The 22,686-nt window shown below is 67.4% G+C and carries 19 protein-coding genes; 14 read left to right on the top strand and 5 right to left on the bottom strand.

Features of this window, described 5'->3' with window-relative positions; genetic code table 11:
- Positions 1 to 41: 41 nt before the first annotated feature.
- Positions 42 to 410: a YciI family protein gene (locus SIDU_RS02295; RefSeq protein WP_025772591.1), complete on the bottom strand. Its 369-nt coding sequence runs from the start codon at positions 408 to 410 to the stop codon at positions 42 to 44.
- A gap of 71 nt (positions 411 to 481) precedes the next feature.
- Here SIDU_RS02295 and SIDU_RS20185 point away from each other — a divergent pair, with 71 nt between their 5' ends.
- Complete coding sequence (locus SIDU_RS20185) at positions 482 to 607, top strand: hypothetical protein (protein ID WP_007683912.1); 126 nt, start codon at positions 482 to 484, stop codon at positions 605 to 607.
- Here SIDU_RS20185 and SIDU_RS02300 read toward each other — a convergent pair.
- From SIDU_RS02300 to SIDU_RS02310, 3 genes are all read right to left on the bottom strand, one after another.
- A complete protein-coding gene (locus SIDU_RS02300) occupies positions 604 to 1,353 on the bottom strand; it encodes an SDR family NAD(P)-dependent oxidoreductase (RefSeq protein ID WP_007683914.1) in 750 nt (249 codons plus the stop codon). The two genes, SIDU_RS20185 and SIDU_RS02300, sit on opposite strands and share 4 nt — an antisense overlap.
- A 70-nt stretch (positions 1,354 to 1,423) precedes the next feature.
- On the bottom strand, positions 1,424 to 3,673 hold the full coding sequence (locus SIDU_RS02305) for an amylo-alpha-1,6-glucosidase (protein ID WP_007683915.1): 2,250 nt from the start codon (positions 3,671 to 3,673) through the stop codon (positions 1,424 to 1,426).
- 61 nt (positions 3,674 to 3,734) lie between these two features.
- The gene (locus SIDU_RS02310; RefSeq protein ID WP_007683916.1) at positions 3,735 to 4,829 is read right to left on the bottom strand and encodes a glycosyltransferase family 4 protein; all 1,095 of its coding nucleotides are present in this window, start codon (positions 4,827 to 4,829) and stop codon (positions 3,735 to 3,737) included.
- 276 nt (positions 4,830 to 5,105) lie between these two features.
- Here SIDU_RS02310 and SIDU_RS02315 point away from each other — a divergent pair, with 276 nt between their 5' ends.
- From SIDU_RS02315 to epsC, 9 genes are all read left to right on the top strand, one after another.
- A complete protein-coding gene (locus tag SIDU_RS02315) occupies positions 5,106 to 5,696 on the top strand; it encodes a 3'-5' exonuclease (protein ID WP_007683917.1) in 591 nt (196 codons plus the stop codon).
- Positions 5,697 to 5,787: 91 nt separating this feature from the next.
- A complete protein-coding gene (locus SIDU_RS02320) occupies positions 5,788 to 6,240 on the top strand; it encodes a hypothetical protein (protein ID WP_007683918.1) in 453 nt (150 codons plus the stop codon).
- Entirely contained in the window at positions 6,237 to 6,947 is a 711-nt protein-coding gene (locus SIDU_RS02325; RefSeq protein ID WP_007683919.1) for a response regulator transcription factor, read from the top strand. Before SIDU_RS02320 ends, SIDU_RS02325 begins: the two co-directional genes overlap by 4 nt.
- A gap of 206 nt (positions 6,948 to 7,153) precedes the next feature.
- Complete coding sequence (locus SIDU_RS02330) at positions 7,154 to 7,852, top strand: carbonic anhydrase (protein ID WP_007683920.1); 699 nt, start codon at positions 7,154 to 7,156, stop codon at positions 7,850 to 7,852.
- 4 nt (positions 7,853 to 7,856) lie between these two features.
- Positions 7,857 to 9,353 carry a SulP family inorganic anion transporter gene (locus SIDU_RS02335; protein ID WP_007683921.1) on the top strand — a complete coding sequence of 499 codons (1,497 nt, stop codon included), beginning with the start codon at positions 7,857 to 7,859 and terminating at the stop codon, positions 9,351 to 9,353.
- 299 nt (positions 9,354 to 9,652) lie between these two features.
- Positions 9,653 to 10,510 (top strand): TorF family putative porin, encoded by an 858-nt coding sequence (locus SIDU_RS02340; protein WP_007683936.1) that lies wholly within the window; start codon positions 9,653 to 9,655, stop codon positions 10,508 to 10,510.
- Positions 10,511 to 10,675: 165 nt separating this feature from the next.
- Positions 10,676 to 11,386 carry a response regulator gene (locus SIDU_RS02345; protein ID WP_007683937.1) on the top strand — a complete coding sequence of 237 codons (711 nt, stop codon included), beginning with the start codon at positions 10,676 to 10,678 and terminating at the stop codon, positions 11,384 to 11,386.
- On the top strand, positions 11,383 to 12,702 hold the full coding sequence (locus SIDU_RS02350; RefSeq protein WP_007683938.1) for an ATP-binding protein: 1,320 nt from the start codon (positions 11,383 to 11,385) through the stop codon (positions 12,700 to 12,702). The genes SIDU_RS02345 and SIDU_RS02350 overlap by 4 nt, the downstream gene beginning before the upstream one ends.
- A 105-nt stretch (positions 12,703 to 12,807) precedes the next feature.
- On the top strand, positions 12,808 to 13,812 hold the full coding sequence (gene epsC / locus SIDU_RS02355) for a serine O-acetyltransferase EpsC (protein ID WP_007683939.1): 1,005 nt from the start codon (positions 12,808 to 12,810) through the stop codon (positions 13,810 to 13,812).
- 114 nt (positions 13,813 to 13,926) lie between these two features.
- Here the strand turns inward: epsC and SIDU_RS02360 are convergent, their stop codons facing one another.
- On the bottom strand, positions 13,927 to 15,579 hold the full coding sequence (locus SIDU_RS02360; protein ID WP_007683940.1) for an alkaline phosphatase family protein: 1,653 nt from the start codon (positions 15,577 to 15,579) through the stop codon (positions 13,927 to 13,929).
- Positions 15,580 to 15,656: 77 nt separating this feature from the next.
- Between SIDU_RS02360 and SIDU_RS02365 the strand changes: the two genes are divergently transcribed.
- The 4 genes from SIDU_RS02365 to SIDU_RS02380 are packed head-to-tail and all read left to right on the top strand — an operon-like array spanning position 15,657 to position 22,677.
- Complete coding sequence (locus SIDU_RS02365) at positions 15,657 to 17,678, top strand: protein-disulfide reductase DsbD family protein (RefSeq protein ID WP_007683941.1); 2,022 nt, start codon at positions 15,657 to 15,659, stop codon at positions 17,676 to 17,678.
- Positions 17,678 to 18,442, top strand: a complete 765-nt coding sequence (locus SIDU_RS02370) for a TlyA family RNA methyltransferase (protein WP_007683942.1) — start codon at positions 17,678 to 17,680, stop codon at positions 18,440 to 18,442. The genes SIDU_RS02365 and SIDU_RS02370 overlap by 1 nt, the downstream gene beginning before the upstream one ends.
- A gap of 59 nt (positions 18,443 to 18,501) precedes the next feature.
- Complete coding sequence (locus SIDU_RS02375) at positions 18,502 to 19,560, top strand: efflux RND transporter periplasmic adaptor subunit (protein WP_007683943.1); 1,059 nt, start codon at positions 18,502 to 18,504, stop codon at positions 19,558 to 19,560.
- Positions 19,561 to 19,572: 12 nt separating this feature from the next.
- Positions 19,573 to 22,677, top strand: a complete 3,105-nt coding sequence (locus SIDU_RS02380) for an efflux RND transporter permease subunit (protein WP_007683944.1) — start codon at positions 19,573 to 19,575, stop codon at positions 22,675 to 22,677.
- The last annotated feature ends 9 nt before the right edge of the window (positions 22,678 to 22,686 follow it).

Genomic DNA, 22,686 nt, shown 5'->3' on the forward strand with positions numbered 1-22,686 from the left:
GAAACCGCTCTGGTCGTTCCTGGCGGTTTCCGACGGCTCGTTCAGGAAAGATCGCCAAGGTCGTAGAGTGGCCGGATTTCGATCTCGCTGGCGCCGGGCATGGGGTTGGGGCAGCGCTTCGCCCAGGCGATGGCCTCTTCCATGTCCTTGACTTCCCAGAGCCAGAAGCCGGCGACCAGTTCGCGGGTTTGCGCGAAAGGCCCGTCGATCACCGTTCGGTTTGGGCCATCGAACGCGATCCGCTTGCCCTGGAAGGAGGGAGTCAAGCCGTCGGCGGCGAGCAGGATGCCGGCCTCCGCCAGTTGGTCGTTGAACCGGCCCATGGCCTCCATCGCCGCCATCGTCTGCGGCGTGGGGTCAAAGCCCCGTTCGCTGTCTTCGGTGGCCTTTACGAGCACCATCACGCGCATCGCCATCCTCCTGCTCTGGGGCTTCGCCGCCGCCGGCCCGCGCAGAATGTATGAGCAATGCCGCGGGATCAATGACTGGGCGTGGCGGTCGGCCCCTTCGCGCCTCGCGTGCCCATGAGGGCAGGGTCCGGGAAGTCGATGTCTTTGCCGGGGCGGCGGAGGGGCTGGTGCTGGCGGAGGTGGAGTTTACGGCCTAACTTTCCCGGGCCACCTGGAACCCGGCGAAGGACTGGCTGACCGGCATCAGTTCGATGCGGTTGAGGTTGAGATGGGGCGGGCGGCTGGCGACCCAGAACAGGGTTTCCGCAATATCCTCCGCCGTCATGGGATTGGCGGAACCGTACAGGGCGTCCGACGCGGCCTGGCTGCCGGTGCGGACCAGGGTGAATTCGGTTTCGACCATGCCCGGCTCGATGGATGTCACGCGCACGCCGGTGCCGTGCAGGTCCGACCGCAGGCCCAGCGAGAACTGGCTGACGAACGCCTTGGTCCCGCCATAGACGTTGCCGCCCGCATAGGGATAGGTCGCCGCGACCGAACTCAGGTTGATGATCGCCCCCTTGCGCTCGATCAGGCGGGGCAGCAGCTTGCGGGTGATGGTGACGAGGCCGGTGATGTTGGTGTCGATCATCTGGCGCCATTGATCCAGGTCGGCCTGCTGCGCCGGCGCGGTGCCTAGCGCCAGCCCGGCATTGTTGATCAGCAGGTCGACATCGGCGAAATCCGGGGGCAGGGCCGCCAGTGCGGCGTCGATGGCGGCCTCGTCGCGCATGTCGAAGCTGACCGCATGCGCCTTGTCCGCGCCTAGTTCCGCCACCAGCGCGTCCAGCCGTTCGGCGCGGCGCCCGGTGACGATCACCTTCCACCCCGCCGCCGTGAAACGCCGCGCCGATGCGGCGCCGATGCCTGCGGTCGCTCCGGTGATCAGCGCCGTTCCTGCCATGCTCTTTCCATCCTTTCAGCCCAATGGGCCGGGATGTAAGCCTATTTGCGGCAATGCCAAGCGCCAGTTTTCAGGCAATGGTCACGACCCGCGCCCGGCCCTTCCGGTCGAGCGGCTTCACCACCACCTTGTCCCCCATCCGGTCGAAGGCGATGTCGACGGAGGCTTCCCCCACGCGCAGCCCATAGAGGGTGAGCTGGTCGATGAAACGGGGCAGCGCGGGTTCCCGCAGCGAAATTTCCGCCCCGCCGACATCGAAGCCCAGGCCCAGGCTCGACTGGATCAGCGACAGGGGCGCGGCGGCCGACCAGGCCTGCGGGCTGCATGCCACGGGGTAGAAGGTCGGCCCCTGCGCCCGCCGCCGGGGAAAGCCGCAGAACAGTTCGGGCAGGCGCATCAGGTCGACATAGGTCGCCGCCGCGAACAGCCCCTCGAATATCTGCGCCGCCTGCGCGCGATAGCCGTAGCGCGAGAATCCCCCCGCGATCAGCGCATTGTCGTGCGGCCAGATGGAGCCGTTATGATAGCTCATCGGATTGTAGCGCGCCTCCGTGGAAGCGATGGTCCGCACGCCCCAGCCGGAAAAGGAGGCGGGGGCCATCAGCGTGTGCACCACCATGTCCGCGCGCTCCTCTTTCGCGAGGCCGGTGAACAGCACATGCCCCGCATTGGAGGATCGGACGCGGCACGGCCTTTTTTCCCCATCCAGCGCCAGCACATAGGTGCCGATCCCGGCGTCGAAGAAGGCGGCGTCGAACCGCTCCCGCAGATCGTCCGCCCGCGTCCGGTAGGCGCGGGCCTTGTCCGGATCGCCCAGCGTGGTGAAGATCGCCTCCGCCGCCCGCCAGGCGCCATAGACATAGGCCTGCACCTCCGCCAGCGCGATCGGGCCGCGAGCTATTCCGCCATCGGCGTGGAAGACCGAATCATGGCTGTCCTTCCAGCCCTGATTGACCAGCCCCTGGTCGGTCAGCCGGCCATATTCGACGAAGCCGTCGCCGTCGCGGTCGCCATGCTCGTCTATCCAGCTCAGCGCGGCTTCGACATGGGGCAGGATGGAGGCGATGAAGCCGCTGTCGCCGGTTCGTTCCAGATAGGCCCCGGCCAGCATCGCGAACAGGGGCGTCGAATCGATGCTGCCATAATAATGGCGGAAGGGGACTTCCCCCAGTTCCGCCATTTCGCCATGGCGCACTTCGTGCAGGATCTTGCCCGGTTCGGCATCGGCGGCGGCGTTGAACTCGGTCGCCTGGTGCGCGGCCAGATAGCCCAGGACGCCCCGGCTGATCGCCGGGTCCAGCCACAGCGTCTCCAGCGCGGTGATGATGGCGTCGCGCCCGAACACGGTGCTGAACCAGGGAATGCCGGCATAGGGATAGGGGCCATATTCCGTGTCGGTCGACAACATGGTGATGTCTGCCACGGACCGCCGGGCGACTTCGTTGAAAAGCTGGTTGGACGACCGCACGGTCGCCCCCCGCGTGCGCGCCTGCTTCAGCGCATGCATGGATTCGCGCAGGGTCTTCAGGAAATGCTTGGACAGGTCCCCCGCCGGCTCGTCGTCGCGCGGCTGGCAGCAGATCAGCAGGTAGAGCGTGCGCCGGTCGCCGGGCGGCACGGTCACCTCGAACCGCGCCCGGCTTTCCGTCAGGACCTGCGGCGCGGGATCGAAGCGCAGCAGCGTTTCGCGCCGCTTGCCGTCGCGCCCGTCATAGCCCAGCCGCACGGACTGGGGACCGATCGCAGGCTCCCGCACGGTGCCGCGGCGCAGCCGGGTCATGCCGCGTATCTCGAACAGGTCGGCGAAGTCGGCGGCGAAGCTGATATTCACCTCCACGGTGCGGACTTCGGTGTCGAAATTGCGGATCGTGATCCGTTCATGGACCGCGCCCTCCCACAGGAAGCGGGTGCGGCGCAGGTGGATGAGGTCATGCTCCACCGCCACGCGGCCATCCCCGCCCGCGAAGTCGGGATTGGTGAGGTCGCAGGTCAGCATCGCATTGTCGTCGCGAAGGCCAGAACTCAGCAGGATCGGCCGGGTGTCGTTGATGGTGAGGTAGAGATGCGACAAATGCCGCGTGTCGCGGTGATACAGCCCTTCCGGACTGCCCGGACCCGCGATCGCGTCGCCGCTATGGTCGAACACGGCGAAGCTGTCCCCATGTTTCAGCGTCCGCGGCCGCCGCTCATGGAGCGACGCCGTCGCCGGGATGAAGAATTGCGTCTGCGCCTGCGACAGCGCCTGCCCCGGATCAATGCCGTGACCGGCGTTCGGGACCGAAGGGCTGGGGTTTTCCGGCTGCAACTGGCTTGCCGTCATGCCTCTCTCCTGATGCCGCATTTCCGGGCTGCTGCCCGCAAACGGCCAAGTTGAAAATGCTCTATCCCACGACCTGAAGTTCCGAACCTTCTCCGCGCAGCCGCCGCAGCATCGCCGCCTGCGTCCGCGCGCCGGGAAGGTCGTGATAAAGCTGAACATAATCGGCGGCCATCCGCTCTGCCGTGAAGCGTGCGTCAAAGGCGGCGCGCACCTTCGCGCGGTTGAGTTCGCGGAGGCGGCCGACCGCCGCGACCGCTTCATCCTCGCTCTCGACGATATAGCCCGACCGACCATGGTCGATCACTTCGGGGACGGAACCGCAGCGGAAGGCGATGACCGGCGTGGCGCAGGCCATAGCCTCTATCATCACCAGGCCAAAGGGTTCGGGCCAGTCGATGGGGAACAGCAGGGCGCTTGCCCGGCCCAGGAATTCGGCCTTCTGCGCTTCGTTGATCTCCCCGACATAGTGGACATTGGGGTAGCGTTCGACGAGCGGCGCGATCTCCCGCTCCCAATAGGCGCGGTCCACCGCGTCGATCTTCGCCGCGATCCTGAGCGGCAATCCCGAACGCGCGGCGATGCGGATCGCCCGGTCGGGACGCTTTTCGGGGGAAATGCGCCCCAGAAAGGCCAGATAGCCGTCGCTGGGGCCGATGCGGGGCGGCAGCAGGTCGGCGGGCAGGCCGTGGTGGATCGTCCCTGCCCAGTTCACCGGCGGCATCGGCAGCCGCTGATGGTCGGAAATCGACACCAGGCTGTGATCGGGGAAGGCGCGGTAGAAGGCGGGCAGGTCGGGCAGGTCCAGCCGGCCGTGCAGCGTCGTCACGCAGCGGCCGATGAAATCCTGCACCAGCGGCATGTGGATGAGGTCGATGTGGAAATGCAGCGCGTCGAACTCGTCGGCCCGGCGGCGCACGGCATCGAGCAGGATCATGTGGTAGGGGATGGGGTCGCGCACCTTGGGGTTGAGCCGCAGCGCCATGTCGGTCACCGGCACCAGTTCCGCCCGGGTGACGGAGTCGCCGCTGGCGAACAGCGTCACCTCATGCCCCTGCCGCACCAGTTCCTCGGTCAGGTAGGACACGATGCGTTCGGTGCCGCCATAGAGGCGCGGCGGCACGCTTTCGGCAAGCGGAGCAATCTGTGCGATTTTCATGGTCGGGCATCCCTTTGAAGGCCGCGCCGCCACCGATCCCCCCGACTTGCGGTGGGCGCCCCCGTTAAAAGCGCGAAAGCCCCGCAGGTTGCATGGCGATCGCGCTTCCATGTCGGGATTTTCCGATGGACGCGCCCTTTCGGCCGGTCGACGCAATGCGCCCGTCCGCATCATTTTTCGCGCCCCTGACTTCGGACTGACATAGTCGCCGCTTAGGTGAGCCACAGCGGAAAACTGACTGGCCGGTCTGAAGAGGGGCAGGCATGGCCCTGAAATATGGAGAGCATCTTGACGATCCTCACGATCGATTTCGAGGCGTCGTGCCTGCCCCGGCACGGCCTGTCCTACCCCATTGAAGTCGGCATCGCCCGCGAGGGCAAGGCGCGAAGCTGGCTGATCCGGCCGCATGACGATTGGGCGGGATGGCATTGGTCCGCCGAGGCGGAGGCGCTGCACGGCCTGGACCGCGACCGGGTGGAGCGCGAGGGCCAGCCTGTCGAAACCGTGCTGTCCGAACTGGCCGACGCCTGCGCGGGGCGGCGCATGGTGGCCGACAGCATGATCGACCAATATTGGCTCGACACGCTGGCCGACGCGGCGGGGCAGGCGACGCCCTTCCTCATCGACCATGTCTCGCTGCTGCTTGACGAGCATCGCGCGGGCGAACGGCGGATCATGGAGGCGGTCGCCCGCGCCGACGCGCTCCACCCGCATCGCCACCGGGCGGCGAGCGACGCGCTGTGGCTGTCGGCGCTGCTGGATCATGTGAGCGGCCGGACGATCCATGCCCCTGACGCGAATGGCCTGGCTCCAGTCGGAAAAAGGGGAGGATCGTGCCCGCGCCGCCCGCAACGGGAAAATGCTTGAGCAATAATTTGTAACACTCGGCAAATTTCAGAGACATTCAGCCCGCCTAAAACCCGGACCGATCATTTCCGGTTGTCAGGGAGAAGGCCCCATGTTGCTCATTCTCGCGTCCAGCGCGGCGGCCATTGCCGTCGCCACGCCGATCCACAGCGCTGAAATCCCCCATGCGTCGAACGCCTATCGGGCGAGCTACGAGACCGAATCGACGGTCCGCTTCCGGGAGGTCGAATCGCGCTTCGCCAATCGGCCGTCCATGCCGGTGTGCCGCTGGCAGGCCGAACTGGTCGTGAACCGCGACGTCGCGACGCAGGGCCGCGCCCTGGCCGCCGTCGCCAAGCCGATCCACCGCTTCGCTCCGCTGTCGGGCAGCCATGCCGGCAGCTGCGCCGCCGCCCGCGACGAGATCGAGGCGGAAGTCGCCCGCCACGCCGGCGCCCGCGCGGCCGAAGCCGTCGCCGTGGCGCGGCAGGATCGGGCCGCGTTGCTGGGCGAGCTTGACGGCATTCACGCGCTGTCCGCGAAGGGCGCCGTAACGGGCGGATGAACCCACCGCTGATATTGATCGCGGACGCCCAGCAGGACGTGCGCCAGGATGTGCGCCAATCGCTGGAGGAAAGCGGGTTTCGGGCCATGGCCGCCGCCTCCGCGAGCGAAATCTGGGATGCGATGAACAGCATGCCCGTGGGAGCGGTCGTGCTGGATGCCGCGCTGCGGGGCCCGGACGGCATGGATCTGTGCCGCGACGTCCGGGAACGCAGCGACGTGCCGATCATCCTGGTCGGCGCCAACAGCAGCGAGGTCGACCGCGTGGTCGGGCTGGAACTGGGCGCCGACGATTATATGGCGAAGCCCTATTCGACCCGTGAACTGGCCGCCCGGCTGCGCGCCGTGCTGCGCCGGGGACGCAATGAACGCGCCCTGGGCGTGCGCCGACCGACCGAGGCGCGGTTCGACGGCTGGGTTGTGGATTCCTCCCGGCGCGAGGTTCTGGCCCCCGACGGCGCGCAGGTCGACCTGACCGCCGCCGAATTTGCGTTGCTGCTCGTGCTGTTGGATCATCCGCAGGTCGTGATCGCCCGTCCGCGCCTGATGGAACTGGGCGGCGTGCGCGATGCGCCGTCCTCCGACCGCAGCGTCGACGTGCTGGTCAGCCGGCTGCGGCGCAAGCTCAGCCATGGCGGCCGGCCAGCGCCCATCGTTACGGTGCGGGGCGGCGGATATATGTTCAGCGCGGTGGTCGACCGGCGCTGAGCCGCTTCGACCCGGTCCAATGTTTCCCATCCATTACATTGATTCTGCTGGAAAATCGGGCGAGCCGCCGCGCCTATCGCGCTTTCCATCACTCAGACATATTATTTAACAAAGCCGCTGCGACGCAGCAAAAACGCCCCCCTATCGTGCATCCTCAAGGCCGGTCTGCCCCCTGACCGGCCATCAGACAAGAAGGATGCAACGACATGAACGATCTGATCGGTCGCGTCTTCAGCTTCGAAAGCCATGTCTTTCCGAACCAGAGCGCGCTTTACAACCGCCTCGCCAGCGACGGGCAGAGCCCCAAGGCGCTGATGATCTCCTGCGCGGATTCGCGCATCGTTCCGGAACATATCATGCAGGCGGACCCCGGCGACCTGTTCGTCTGCCGCAACGCCGGCAACATCGTGCCGCCGCACGCGACGCAGAATGGCGGCGTCACCTCCACCGTCGAATATGCCGTCATGGTGCTGGGCGTGCGCGACATCATCGTGTGCGGCCACAGCGATTGCGGCGCGATGAAGGCGCTGTCCACCAATGCCGACCTCAGCGCCATGCCCAATGTCGCCGCCTGGCTGCGCCACAGCCATGCCGCGCAGAAGGTGTGCCGCGAAAGCTACCCCGCCGACCTCAGCGATGCGGAGAAGCTGCGCAACATGGCGCTGGAGAATGTGGTGGTGCAACTCGCCCATCTGCGCACCCATCCGTCGGTCGCGTCGGGCATCGCGCGGGGCGAGATCGCGCTGCACGGCTGGTATGTCGACATCCACGCGGGTCAGGTTCTGGGCCTGGACGGCGAGACCGGCCGTTTCCTGCCGCTGCGCGAAGGCCAGCCGCTGCCGGTCGCGCTGCCGCACGCCAAGCGTCTGGCCGCCGACATCGCCTATGCGCAGGCGGCGGAGTAAGCCCATGCTCAAGCCATTTTCCGGCGGCACGCTCAGCCGCGACTTCACGGCCTCCATCGTCGTCTTCCTGGTGGCGATGCCGTTGTGCATGGGCATTGCCATCGCTTCCGGGGTGCCGCCGGAAAAGGGCCTGATCACCGGCATGATCGGCGGCCTGATCGTCGGCCTGCTGGCGGGTTCGCCCCTTCAGGTCAGCGGCCCGGCGGCGGGCCTGGCGGTCATCGTCTTCGAAATCGTGCAGAAACAGGGCCTGTCCGCGTTGGGGCCGATCCTGATCCTGGCGGGCGCGATCCAGGTCGTGGCCGGACTGATGCGGGTCGGCGGCTGGTTTCGCGCCATATCGCCCGCCGTGGTGCACGGCATGCTGGCGGGCATCGGCGTGCTGATCGTGGTCGGCCAGTTCCATGTGCTGTTCGACGACAAGCCGCTGTCGAGCGGTCTTGCCAATCTGGTCGCCATGCCGGGGCAGATTTTCGGTCTTTCCAACCAGGACGCGGCGACCGCCTTCGCGGTCGGCCTGCTCACGATCGGCGGCATGCTGGGGTGGGAGAAGCTGCGTCCCGCGTCAATGAAGCTGCTCCCGGGCGCTCTCGTCGGCGTGGTGCTGGCGACGCTGGCCGCCTTTTTCCTGAGCCTGCCGGTGGCGCGGGTCGTCGTGCCGGAATCCATCGTCTCGGCCATTTCGCTGCCGGGCGACGATCTGGTGCAACAGCTTCTGAACCCGACGATCATCACCACGGCCATCGCCATCGCCTTCATCGCCAGCGCGGAAACCCTGTTGTCGGCGGCGGCAGTGGACCGGATGCATGACGGCGTGCGCACCAATTATAACCGCGAACTCAGCGCGCAGGGCGTGGGCAACCTGCTCTGCGGCGTGGCGGGCGCGCTGCCGATGACCGGGGTCATCGTCCGCAGTTCGGCCAACGTCCAGGCCGGCGCCAGGACGCGGCTGTCGACCATCCTGCACGGCGCCTGGATATTGGGCTTCGTCGCCCTGCTGCCCTGGCTGCTGCGGGAAATCCCGATGGCGGCGCTGGCCGGCGTCCTGGTCGTCACCGGCGTGCGCCTGGTCAGCGTCGACCATGTGAAGCATCTCCTCCACCGCTATGGCCCGCTCCCGGCCGTGGTGTGGGCGGCGACGCTGGTCTGCGTCGTGGCGACCGACCTGCTGACCGGCGTCCTGGTCGGCATCGGCCTGTCGCTGATCGAGCTTCTGCCCCATGCCCGGCGCCTCCGCCTGGGCGTGGACGAAGAGGAGCGGGACGACGCGCACGAGGTTGCGCTGCACGGCACCGCCACCTTCCTCAGCCTGCCGAAGCTGTCGGCCAGGCTGGAGGCGCTCCCGGCCGGGCGGCTCGTCATCCTGAATGTCGAGCGTCTCAGCCATATCGACCATACTTGCGCGGAGATGGTCCGCGAATGGGTCGACCGTCGCCGGGGGACCGGCGCGCAGGTCGAACTGTTCGGCGCCACCGGCCGCATGCGTCATCTCGCCGCCTGATCCTTCACCCCCTCCTCAGGCGGTGAACGAACCGCCGCATCACCCCAGGGCGATGCGGCGGTTTTGCTTTATGATGCGAAGTAGAAATATAATAGCAATATATGGAACGATAGAAGACAATAATCGTGTTGCGGATAACACAGTGACTTCACGCCCTTTCGCATTTGCGGAAAAGCCGTTTCCCCATTCCGCCTTCTCCCCCTAAACCTTTTGCCGAACCGCCGGTATCGAAGACGATAAGACCCAAAGATCTTCGGAGGGAGCGGACGCAGGAAGGAACATTCTTACGTAAAAGGGGAATGTTCATGAAGTATCATATTGCCTGTGCCGCGCTTGCGCTGCTTTCCAGCGCTCCGGCTTTCGCTCAGGAAGAGCCCGCAGGCCCCGTCACCGTCACTGGCAGCGTCGGTCTGGTGTCCGACTACCGCTTCCGCGGCGTGTCGCAGAGCGACCGCGGCATGGCCATCCAGGGCGGCATCACCGCCACGCATGAAAGCGGCTTCTATGTCGGCACCTGGGGTTCGAACCTGGGCGGCTGGGGCCGTTTCGGCGGCGCGAACATGGAACTCGACCTGGTCGCCGGCTATTCGGCCGCGCTGGGCGAGGGCACCACGGTCGACATCGGCCTGACCTGGTACATGTACCCGTCGGGCGCCGACAAGACCGACTTCGCCGAACCCTATGTGAAGCTGTCGCACCAGTTCGGTCCGGTCAAGGGCCTGGTCGGCGTTGCCTACGCGCCCAAGCAGGAAGCGCTTGGCAGGACGTATAACAGCGCAGCTAGCTATCTCGCCGGCACGCCCGACAATCCGGGCGACAAGGAAGACAATTTCTACGTCTGGGGCGACCTCAGCGCCGCGGTTCCCAGCACCCCCGTCACGCTGAAGGCCCATGTCGGCTGGTCGAACGGCAATCCGGGCCTTGGCCCGAACGGCACTTCGGTCGCGCCCACCGGCAAATATCTCGACTGGCTGGTCGGCGCCGACCTGGCTATTCCGGGCACGCCGCTGACCGTCGGCGTCTCCTTTGTCGACACCGACATCGCCCGGGTCGAGGAAGATTATCTGCGTCCGAACTTCATGGTCAACGACAGCAAGGATGCCGGCAAGTCGATCGCGCGCGGCACGGTCCTCTTCTCGCTGACCGCTGCATTCTGACCCGATGGGCCGGGCCTGGTTCGCCAGGCCCGGCCATGCTTCTTTCCCGGACGTGACAAATTGTTTCTGTTGTCGCGTCCGGGGCTTTCCGGCCGCCGGTGCGGTTGACCCTGGCTCCGGCCGTCCCTATCCCGCTGTCATGCCCACAGCCGTGCCGACATTTTCATGACCGCGCCGACCATCATCCTTGTCGAAGACGACCCGCCGCTGCGCACGCTGACGGCGCGGGCCTTGCAGGAACATGGCTATCAGGTCCGGCCGGCTTCCTCCGGTCCTGAAATGTGGGTGGCGTTCGACGCGGGGCCGGTCGATCTGGTCGTGCTGGACGTCATGCTGCCGGGCACCAACGGCATTGACCTGTGCCGCCAGATCCGGCGCAAGAGCGACGTCCCCATCATCTTCATCAGCGCCAAGGGCAGCGAAACCGACCGCATCGTCGGGCTGGAACTGGGCGCGGACGATTATCTGCCCAAGCCCTTCGGCACCCGCGAACTGATCGCCCGCATCCGCGCCATATTGCGCCGCGTCGGCGTGGAGCGCGGCCCGGACGAGCATCGCGAGAATGAGGCGCGCTTCGACGGCTGGATCGTCAACTTCCCCCGCCGCGAACTGCGTTCCCCCACCGGCGCCATCGTCGATCTGACCGGCGCGGAGTTCGACCTGCTGGGCAGCTTCCTCAGCCACCCGCAGCGCGTCATCGCCCGCGAAAGGCTGATCGAACTGTCCCGCACCCGCATGGGCGACAGCAGCGACCGCAGCATCGACGTGCTGGTCAGCCGCCTGCGCCGCAAGCTGACGACGGACGATCGTTCGGCGCCGATCACCACCGTTCGCGGCGTCGGATACATGTTCAATGCGGAGGTCAGCCGCGCTTGAGGCGGCATGTCAGCCTGGTCGGGCAGATCTTCGCCATCCTGCTGCTGACCCTGACGATGGAATTCGCCGTCGGCGTCTTCCTGAACGAGCGGGCCAATCACCTGTCGCTCCAGGATGACGAGGCGCGCCGCCTGGCCGAGCATCTGGTGATCGCGCGCAAGCTGCTGACCGAGCATCCGGCGGATGAGCGGCATGCCCTGTCGCTGCAACTGACCACCGACCGCTACGACATACATTGGGCACCCTCCTCGCCCCCGCCGCCCGCCCTGGCGCCGGGGCTGGAGCGGATGCGCCGCCAGATCGTCAACTGGGAACCGACGCTGGAGCAGTCGGGCCTGTGGCTGCGCCTGGCCTCCCCAGGCCGCGTTTCGGAGATCAACGGCGGCTTGCGCCTGGCGGACGGAAGCTGGCTCTATTTCGGCATGCGGCACAGCGGCGGCAAATGGACCTTCGCCATCGGCCGCATGGGGCTGGCGCTGATCCCGGTGCTGGCGCTGCTGATCGTCGGCGGCATCATGATCCGGCGGACGCTGGCCCCGTTGCGCGACCTTACCCGCGCCACCGAGCGCATCGGCCTGAGCGACGAAGTGATCGTGGAGGAGGGCGGGTCCAACGACGTCCGCAACCTCATCCGCGCCTTCAACGCCATGCAGAAGCGCATCCATCGCCTGATCACCGAACGGACGGAGACGCTGGCGGCGGTCGGCCACGACATGCGCACGCCGCTCGCCCGGTTGCGGCTGCGGCTGGAGAACCTGCCCGACAATGAGGCGCGGGAGGCGATCGAGGGCGACCTTACCGAAATGGGGGAGATGATCGATTCGCTGCTCGCCTTCCTGGGCGGAGAGAAGAATGGCGAGCCGGCGGTGCGCACCGATCTCGCCGTGCTGGCGGCGACAGTGGTCGACGCCTTCCAGGATCAGGGCAGGCAGGTCGATTATGTCGGGCCCGACCATCTGGAAATGGAGGTGCGCTCGCTCACCTTGCGCCGGGCGGTCGTCAACCTCGTCGAAAATGCGCTGCATTATGGCAGCCGGGCGCGGGTCACGCTGGAACGCCGCGACCGGGAAGTGCTGATCCGCGTCGACGATGACGGCCCCGGCATTCCCCGCGACAAGCTGGACGAGGTGCTCAAGCCCTTTACCCGCCTGGACGAGGCGCGGCAGCGCAACACGCGGGGGCTGGGCCTGGGCCTGGCCATCGTTGCGCGGGCGGTGGAACTGGAGGGGGGCCAGCTGACCCTCGCCAACAGGCCCGAAGGCGGATTGCGGGCGGAAATCTGCCTGCATCTTCCGGCCGAAGCGCAAAAGCGCTGATCCAAGGGCGCTGACAAAGAGAATCTGCCTGCCCCCAAGCAAAACTCATTTACCGCGAAGCAACATGCCGCGCTATGCCGGGCGCCTGTATCGAAAGAGGCGCTTATGACGGCAGAAGGCGAAAAGGAAATCGCCCAGGGTTATTGGGACATCGATCGGCTGGCGGCCGAACTGGGCGCGGTGCGGCGGCGTTGGCGGCAGGGGCAGGACCATCATGCCGAATATGGCGCGGAGGGTTTCCCCTCCCGCGCCACGCTGACCAAGATCATGGAGGCTTTGTGCGGCGCGCTGTTTCCGCTGCGCCTCGGTCCCAGCTTCGTGCGCCTGCATAATGAGGACGCCTATGTCGCCCAGACCCTTCAAACGGTGCTGAGCCGCCTCTACGGGCAGATCCGGCTGGAACTCATCTATGCGATGAAGGGGGAGCCGGCCGAGCATGTGGACCGGGAGGCGTCCCGCATCATCGGCAGTTTCGCCGACAGCCTTCCCGCGCTGCGCGAATTGCTGGACAGCGATGTGGAGGCGGCCTTCCTGGGCGATCCGGCGGCGCGCAGCGTGGACGAGGTGCTGATCTGCTATCCATCCATGATGGCGATCATCCACCATCGGCTGGCGCACCGGCTCCACCAATCGGGCGCGCCGCTGGTGGCGCGGATCATCTCCGAAATCGCGCATGGCAGCACGGGGATCGACATCCATCCCGGCGCGAAGATCGGCCGCAGCTTCTTCATCGACCATGGCACCGGCGTGGTCATCGGCGAAACCGCCATCGTCGGCGACCGGGTGCGCATCTACCAGGGCGTGACGCTGGGCGCGCGCAGCTTTCCGGCGGACGAGAAGGGCGCGCTGGAAAAGGCCCTGCCGCGCCATCCGATCATCGAGGACGATGTGGTGATCTATGCCGGGGCGACGATATTGGGGCGCATCATCATCGGCAGCCGGTCGGTGATCGGCGGCAATGTCTGGCTGACCGACAGCGTGCCCGCCGACAGCAATGTCCGCCAGGCCAAGGCCCATTATGAAGTGACCAGCCGGGTCGAGGTTTCCGCGCCTCACCGCGTCCACGCTTTGCTGGATGAAGGCCGCGACGGCATCGCGGAGAATATCTAGGGCAGCGCCAAGCGCCTCGTGCTCCTGCGCAGGCAGGAGCCCAGTTCCGCGCTTGACGTGATAAGGCAAAGCCTGAACTGGGTTCCTGCCTGCGCAGGAACAGGCTGTGCATGATCAGTTTGCGCAGCTATCCCCATCCCCGGCGATCAGGTCCAGGCAGCGCCCGTCGATCTGATCCTTCGGCACCGGCAGTCCGATCAACGCCGCCAGCGTCGGCAATATGTCCGCCGTCTCCACGCCCAGCGGCTGTTCGAAATGAACCAGCCCCTTGCGCCAGAACAGGATCGGCACGCGGCGGTCCGTGTCCCAGGGCGAACCATGGGTCGCGACATAGCCCATCACCGCCGCTTCGGGGATCGACATGATGCGGGGTTTCAGCAGCAGCAGCAGGTCGCCCGACCGCTGCGGGTCGAAGCTGGCGCGGGCCTCCTCTATCAGCGACCAGCTTTCCGGCGGGCCGGAGGGGGAGGGGGTGGCCGCGATCTCCGCCCTGGTGAACACGGTCTGCACCTGCGGATGGGCGCGCAGCAGGGCCAGCGTCGCCGCCTCCACCTTGGTCCGCTGCGCAGCGGTGAGGCCCTTGTCGAAATAAAGATCGCCTGACGGGCCGTCGCCCCAGATCAATCTCTTGCCGCTGATGCCGGTCTTCTCCGCGATGGCGGCGGACAGCGCCTTGGGCGTCAGAGCCTTGTCGACGCGCTGCTCCATCGGCATGGCGTTCAGCCGGTGGCGTTCGGGCAGGTCGTGGCCGCCATGGTCGGCGGTCAGCATCACCACATAGTCCAGCCCATCCTTGTCCAGCCGGTCGAAAAAGGCGCCCAGTTCGCGGTCCAGCCGGTCGACCTGGATGCAGCTTTCCGTCCCCTCCGTGCCGTAGGCGTGGCCGATATAATCGGTGGCCGACAGGCCGATGGAGATGATGTCGGTCTGCGCCTGACGCCCCAGCGCCATGGCCTCTATCGCGGCGGCGGCGAAGGCCAGGGTCATCGCGTCCTGCTCCGGCGAGATGCGGAAGCCCTTGTAGTCGCCCGCCTCCCGCGCGAAGCGGCCGGTGCCCACGGTGATGCTGCCCGCCTTGACCGGGAAATCCTTGGCCGCGCATTGCGGCGGCAGTTCGAAGCCGGGATTGGGCTGGGCCAGGCGCTGGGCCATGACTTCATTGACCTTGGCCACCAGCGGCGGCGTCGCCACCCCCTTGTAGCTGACATAGCCCTGCGGCCCGCCCAGCCACCAGACCTGATCGGCGGTCGGCCCGCCCATCATGATGGCGGCGCGGTCCTTCCCCGCCACCGACACGACGCGGGTGGCCGGATTGGCGGCCTTCATCCGCCCGCCCAGCGTCGGCACCCGAAGATGCACCGGCGAGGCCTGATAGTCGGCGCTGCTGGTGCCCGGCTGCGCCTCGTCCTCCGCGCAATAGACCAGCTTGTCGGCGCGGGCGGCGTTCAGGTCGAACCAGCTATTGGCGATGATGCCGGTGCGCGACGGGCGGCTGCCGGTCAAGATCGTGCTGTGGCCGGGGCAGGTCTCGGTCGCGGCATGGCCCTGATAGCCGCGGGGGAAGACGACGCCCTGTTCCGTCAGCCGCCGCAGGCCGCCCGTATAATATTGGCGATATTCGCTGAACAGGTCGGCGGAAAACTGGTCGACGGAGATGGCGACGATCAGCTTGGGCGGAGTGGCGGGAGCGGCGGGCTGAACCGGGCCTTGGGCCATGGCGGGCAGCGAAGCGGCGAGAAGCAGCGCGGCCGCGACATTCTTCAACATTATGCGATACCTTCTCATGCCTTGACGGCGGAAGCATCGAGACCTAGCCCCCTTGCGTCCACCGGAACAGAGGCCCGATGCGGATTTTTCATGTCCTTCTGATGACAATGCTTTTGCTGTTCGCGCCCGCCGCAGCGCAGGCGCAGGGCGCGTTCGGCGGAGGCGCGCCGCATATCGCGGCGGAACTGACGGCGGAAAGCGCCGTGCCGCAGCCGGGCAAGGACGCCGCCATCGCCTTTTCCATGACGCCAGAGCCGGGCTGGCACGGCTATTGGCAGAATCCGGGCGACGCGGGCCTGGGCATGACCGTCAAATGGACGCTGCCAAAGGGAGTCGCCATCGGCCCGTTGCGCTATCCGGTGCCGGAAACATTGCTGATCTCCGGCCTGATGAACCATGTCTATGAAGGCCCCTATGGCGTGCTGGCGAAGCTGACCGTCGCGCCGGACGTGCCCCTGGGCACGAAGCTGCCGATCCGGGTCCGCGCCGACTGGCTGGCCTGCACGGACAAGGTCTGCGTGCCGGAGGGAGCCGATCTGGCGCTGGACCTGATCGCGGGCGACGGCGCGATCCTGCCGGGCGGCAGGGCGCAGTTCGACGGCTGGCGCAGCCACCTGCCGCGTCCGCTGGGCAGCGAGGCAAGCTATGCCGTCGCCGACGGCCGCCTGCGCCTGTCCGTGCCCTTTCCGGCGGCGGCCAGCGCCCGCGACGTCCATCTCTTCGCGCTGGCCGACGGCCTCACCCGCTATGCCGCCCCGCAGAGCGTCACGCGGCAGGGCGACCGGCTGATCATCGAAACCGAAGCCGGACAGGGCCTGAAATCCGGTCCGGTGCAGGCCGTGCTGCGCACCGGCGACCATGTCGGCTTCCTGCTGACGGCCCGGCCGGGCGCCGTCCCCGCCGCCCGCTCCGCCACGGCGCAGACCGTCCTGATTGCGCTGGGCGGCGCGCTGCTCGGCGGCCTGCTGCTCAACATCATGCCCTGCGTCTTCCCGATCCTCGGCCTCAAGGCGATGAAGCTCGCCCGCGCAGGCGGCGACGAGCGCGCCGTCCGGCGGGAAGCATGGGCCTACAGCCTCGGCATCATCCTCACCTGCCTCGCTTTGGGCGGCCTGCTGCTTGGCCTGCGCGCCGCCGGTGCGGCGGTGGGCTGGGCCTTCCAGTTGCAGGATCCGCGCATCATCCTGCTGCTGCTGCTGCTGGTGACGGCGATCACGCTGAACCTTGCCGGGCTGTTCGAACTGAGCGCTTTCGGCGGCGGCGACCGTCTGGCGGGGAAGGGCGGCGCGACCGGCGCATTCTGGACCGGCGCGTTGGTCGCCTTCGTCGCGACGCCCTGCACCGGCCCGTTCATGGGCGCGGCCATGGGGGCCGCCCTAGTCCTGCCGATTGGCGCGGCGCTGGCGATCTTCGCGGGGCTTGGCCTTGGCCTGGCGCTGCCCTTCCTGGCGCTGGCCCATATTCCCGCGCTCCGCACCCGCCTGCCCAAACCGGGGCCGTGGATGGGGCGGCTCCAGAAGATATTGGCCATTCCCATGGCGCTGACCGCGCTCGGCCTGCTGTGGCTGCTCGGCCAGCAAAGGGGCGTTCCGGCGATCCTGCTGGGCCTCGGCGCGGCGGCGGCTCTTGCAATCGGCCTGTGGTGGCTGGGGCGGCGGCAGCTTCATGGCCGGCGCGGCGGACTGGCGGTGGCCTGCGCGGCGCTGATCCTCTTCGCGGGAACCGCAATCCTGCTCCCCACCCATGCCCCTGCCGCTGCGGCTTCGGAAAAGGGCGTGCCCTTCGACGAAGCCCGCCTCGCCAGCCTGCGCGCCGCCGGAAAGCCGGTTTTCCTCTACTTCACCGCCGACTGGTGCCTCACCTGCAAGGCGAATGAAGCCGCTGCCATCGACCGCGACGAAACCCGCGCCGCCTTCGAAAAGGCGGGCGTCACGGTAATGGTGGGCGACTGGACCAATGCCGATCCCGCCATCACCCGCTTCCTGGAAGGGCAGGGGCGTTCCGGCGTCCCGCTCTACCTCTGGTACGCGCCGGGCAGGGAGGCGCGGACATTGCCCCAGCTCCTCACCCCCGCCACGCTGACCGCTCTGGTGTCGTGATGGCCAAGGTGCGCGCCGACCAACTGCTCGTGGACAATGGCCTGGCGGAGAGCCGCGCCCGCGCCCAGGCGCTGATCCTCGCCGGTCTCGTCTTCCTGGGCGACCGGAAGATCGACAAGGCGGGCCAGCAGGTCGCCGCCGACGCCGAACTGGAGGTGAAGGGCCGCGACCATCCCTGGGTGTCGCGGGGCGGCATCAAGCTCGCCCATGCGCTGGAGCATTTCGAGATCGACGTGACCGGCGCCGTCGCCATCGACGTCGGCAGTTCGACCGGCGGCTTCACCGACGTGTTGCTCGCCCACGGCGCGGCGCGGGTCTATGCGGTGGACAGCGGCACCAACCAGCTTGCGTGGAAGCTGCGGTCCGACCCCCGCGTCATCGTGCATGAACAGACCAGCGCCCGCATCCTGACCGCCGACCATGTGCCGGAGCCGGTGGACATCATCGTCTGCGACGCCAGCTTCATCTCCCTCGCCAAGGTGCTGGAGCGCCCCATGGGCTTCGCCCGCCCCGGCGCGCGCCTGATCGCCCTCATCAAGCCGCAGTTCGAGGCGGGGCGGGAGGAAGTCGGCAAGGGCGGCGTCGTGCGCGATCCCGCCATCCATGAACGGGTGTGCGGCGAAGTGCGGGATTGGGCGCTTTCCAGGGGGTGGCAGGTCGAAGGCATCGTCGCCAGCCCGATCACCGGACCCCAGGGCAATGTCGAATTTCTCCTCTCCGCATATTTGGCGGATAATCCCCCCCTGTTCGTTTCGCCGCTATAGTAACCATCTGCGACAAACGTCCGTTTGAGTCGCTTGCAAAGGCCGATTAGCCCGATCCCATGCGCACCATCCTGCCTATCTTCCTGATTGCGCTCACCCTTTCCGCCTGCGGCGGTCAAAAGGAGAAGAAGGCGCGCCCCCCGGCATTGGTGGAGGCCGCGCCGATCGCGTCCGAAACCTTCACCGACAATCTGGACGCCGTCGGCACCGCCTTCGCCAATGAGCAGGTGGTGCTGTCCGCCCCGGTGACGGAGCGCATCACCTCCCTCAATTTCAGCGACGGCGGCTATGTCGGCAAGGGGCAGGTGATCGCGACCCTGGCGGCCGGACAGGAGCGGGCCGAACTCGCCGCCGCCCAGGCGCAGGCGCTGGCCGCCCAGCAGCAACTGGATCGCATCCAGGCGTTGAAGACGCGGGGCTTCGCGACCGCGGCCAGCCTGGACAGCCAGGTCGCGCTGGCCAATGCCGCCCGCGCCAGCGCGCAGCAGGCCCGCGCCTCCATCGGCGACCGCGTGGTGCGCGCGCCCTTCTCCGGCTGGGTCAGCCTGCGCACCGTGTCCCCCGGCGCCATCGTCACCGCCGGGACGCCCATCGCCACGGTCAGCGACATTTCGCGGATCAAGCTGGACTTCACCATTCCCGAAACCCGCCTGTCGATGGTTCGGGAAGGGCAGGCGATCAAGGCGGTCTCCGCCGCCTGGCCCGACCGGCCCTTCACCGGCACCATCGCCACCATCGACCCGGTGATCGACCCCGCCACCCGCGCCGTCCGGATCAGGGCGATCCTGCCCAATCCCGACCGCGCCCTGAAGCCCGGCATGCTGCTGACCGTCAACGTCATCGCGAAGCAGCGCCAGTCGCTGTCCGTGCCCGAACTGGCGGTGGTGGGCGATGGCGAGGATCGCTTCGTCTTCGTGGTGGAGGACGGCAAGGCCAAGCGAACCAAGGTCGACACCGGCATCCGCCAGAACGGCCTGGTCGAGATATTGGGCGGCGTGAAGGCGGGCCAGACCGTCGTCACCGACGGCGTCGTCAAGCTGACCGACGGCGTGCCGGTGCGCCTGCCGGGCGACAAGCCGGAGGCGAAGAGCGCGAGCGCCGGCCGGGCGGCCGGTTAAGGGAGGCGGGCCATGCAGCTTTCGGACCTGTCCGTTCGCCGTCCGGTCTTCGCGGCGGTCGTCGCGGTGCTGCTCTGCATCGTCGGGGTGGTCGGCTATCTCAGCCTGTCCATCCGCGAATATCCCGACACCGATCCGCCCATCGTCTCGGTCGAGACCAGCTATACCGGCGCGGCGGCCTCGGTCGTCGAAACCCGCATCACCCAGATCATCGAGGATGGCGTCGCGGGCGTCCAGGGCATCCAGAACATCAATTCGACCTCGCGGGACGGCGTTTCCTCAGTCAATATCGAATTCGACCCGTCGCGGGACATCGATTCCGCCGCCAACGACGTGCGCGACCGCGTCAGCGGCATCGTGGAGGATTTGCCGGAGGACGCGCTGGCCCCCGAAATCCGGAAGGTCGATGCCGATGCGCGGGCGATCCTGTTCATCGTCTTCACCAGGGACGGCTGGACCCCCACCCAGATCGCCGATTATCTGGACCGCAACGTGCTGGACCGCTTTTCGGCCATTGACGGCGTCGCCCGCGTCACCGGCGGCGGGGATGAGCGGCCCTCCACCCGCATCTGGCTGAATGCGGAGAAGCTGACCGCCTTCGGCATCACGCCGGGCGACATCGAAAGCGCCCTGCGCGCCCAGAATGTGGAACTGCCCGCCGGGCGTTTCGAGTCCAAGGACCAGAACCAGACGCTGCGCGTCGAGCGCGCCTTCTCCACGCCCGAACAGTTCGCGCAGCTTGTCGTCGGGCGCGGCGCGGACGGCTATCAGGTGAAGCTGGGCGATGTGGCGCGGATCGAGCAGGGCGCGGAAAATCCCTACACCTCCTTCCGCTCCAACGCCGCGACCGGCGTCGGCGTCGGCATCATCCGCCAGTCGGGCGCCAACACTCTGGAAGTCGCGGAAAAGGCGAAGGCGCTGATCGCCGAACTGCGGACCACCCTGCCGCCGGGCATGAAGGTCACCATCGGATCGGACGAATCGCTGTTCATCAGCCGCGCCATCGACAATGTCTACGACACGCTGGGCGAAGCGGCCCTGCTGGTGGTGCTGGTCATCTTCCTCTTCCTGGGGTCGATGCGGGCGACGATCATCCCGTCGATCACCGTGCCGATCTGCCTGCTGGCGACCTGCGCCGTCATGTGGCTGCTGGGCCTGTCGATCAACCTGCTGACATTGCTGGCCTTCGTGCTGGCAATCGGGCTGGTGGTGGACGACGCCATCGTCGTGCTGGAAAATGTCTATCACCGTATCGAACAGGGGGAAGACCCGCTGGTCGCCTCCTATCTCGGCACGCGGCAGGTGGGCTTCGCGATCATTTCGACGACGCTGGTGGTCTGCGCGGTGTTCGTGCCGGTGATGTTCCTGGCCGGGCAGACCGGCCTGCTGTTCCGCGAACTCGCCATCGCGATGATCGCCGCCATCGCCTTTTCCGGCTTCATTTCGCTGAGCCTCGCGCCGATGCTCTGTTCGAAGCTGCTGCGCCATTCCGAACGGTCGCGCCTGTCGCGCTGGGTGGACGACCGGTTCCAGCGGCTGGAGGCGGCCTATGGACGCCTGCTCGACCGCGTGCTCAGGCGGCCGCTCATGGCCGTCGTCCCCGTGCTGCTGTTCCTTGGAATCGCCGGCGCGCTGTTCACCATGCTGCCGACCGAACTCGCCCCGGCGGAGGATACCGGCGTGGTCGACGGCCAGGTGACGGCCCCCGAAGGCACCGGCTTCGACCGCATGAAAATCTATATGGAGAAGATCGAAACCGATCTTCAGCCGTTGCGCGACAAGGGCATTCTCCAGGTGCTGAACATGCGCGCCCCAGCCGGTTTCGGGGCCAGCGACGATTTCAACGGCGGCAACATCATCGCCTTCCTGCGGCCGTGGGAGGACCGGACCGTCACGACGGCGCAGGTGGCCGACACGATCAACAAGATCATCGCCAGCCAGCCCGGCGTGCGCGGCAATGTCGCGCCGCGTTCGGGGCTTGGGCGGGGACGCGGCCTGCCGGTCAATCTGGTGCTGGCCGGGTCGACCTATGAGGGGCTGGTGGCCGCGCGGGACCGCATCATGGCCGCCGCCGCGACCAATCCGGGCTTCATCAACCTCGATTCCGATTATAAGGAAACCAAGCCGCAGATGCGGATCGAGGTGGACCAGCAGCGGGCGGGCGACCTGGGCGTATCGGCCAACGACATCAGCCAGGCCTTGCAGACGCTGCTCGGTTCCCGCCGCGTCACCACCTATGTCGACCGGGGCGAGGAATATCGCGTGCTGGTGCAGGCGGAGCGGGAGGGGCGGCAGACCCAGGCCGATCTGGAGCGCATCAACGTGCGCAGCCGCACCGGCATGCTGGTGCCCCTGTCCGCCGTCGTCACCCTTCGCGAAGTCGCGGGGCCGCGCCAGCTCAACCGTTTCAACAAGCTGCGCGCCATCACCCTGACCGCCGCCCTGGCGCCGGGCTATTCGCTGGGCGAGGCGCTGAACTTCCTGGAGGATCAGGCCCGCCAGTCGCCCGAAGTGCTGGCGCTGGGCTATCGGGGCGAGAGCCAGTCGCTGCGCGAGACCGGCGGGTCGATCTGGCTGGTCTTCGGCCTCACCATATTGATCGTCTACCTGCTGCTGGCCGCCCAGTTCGAAAGCTTCGTCCACCCCGGCGTCATCATCGCCACCGTCCCCCTGGCGGTCGCGGGCGGCGTGCTGGGCCTGGCGCTGACGGGCGGGTCGGTCAATCTCTACAGCCAGATCGGCATCGTCATGCTGGTGGGGCTGGCGGCGAAGAACGGCATCCTGATCGTCGAATTCGCCAACCAGCTCCGCGACGAGGGGCTGGAGATCGGCGCGGCCATCCGTCAGGCGGCCGCCCGCCGCCTGCGTCCGATCCTGATGACCTCCATCGCCACGGTCATCGGCGCCCTGCCGCTGGTCATACGCGGCGGCGCGGGCGCGGCGGCGCGCCATTCCATCGGCGTGGTGGTGGTGTCCGGCGTCAGCCTGGCGACGCTGATCACGCTGTTCCTGATCCCGATCCTCTATTCGCGGGTTGCGGGACGAACCGTTTCACCGCAAACCGTCAGTCGGCGGCTGGACTCGGCCTTGAAGGATTCGCCCGAAGCCGCCGAGTAAAAGGTGGAG

This window comes from Sphingobium indicum B90A (assembly GCF_000264945.2).
Lineage (GTDB): Bacteria > Pseudomonadota > Alphaproteobacteria > Sphingomonadales > Sphingomonadaceae > Sphingobium > Sphingobium indicum.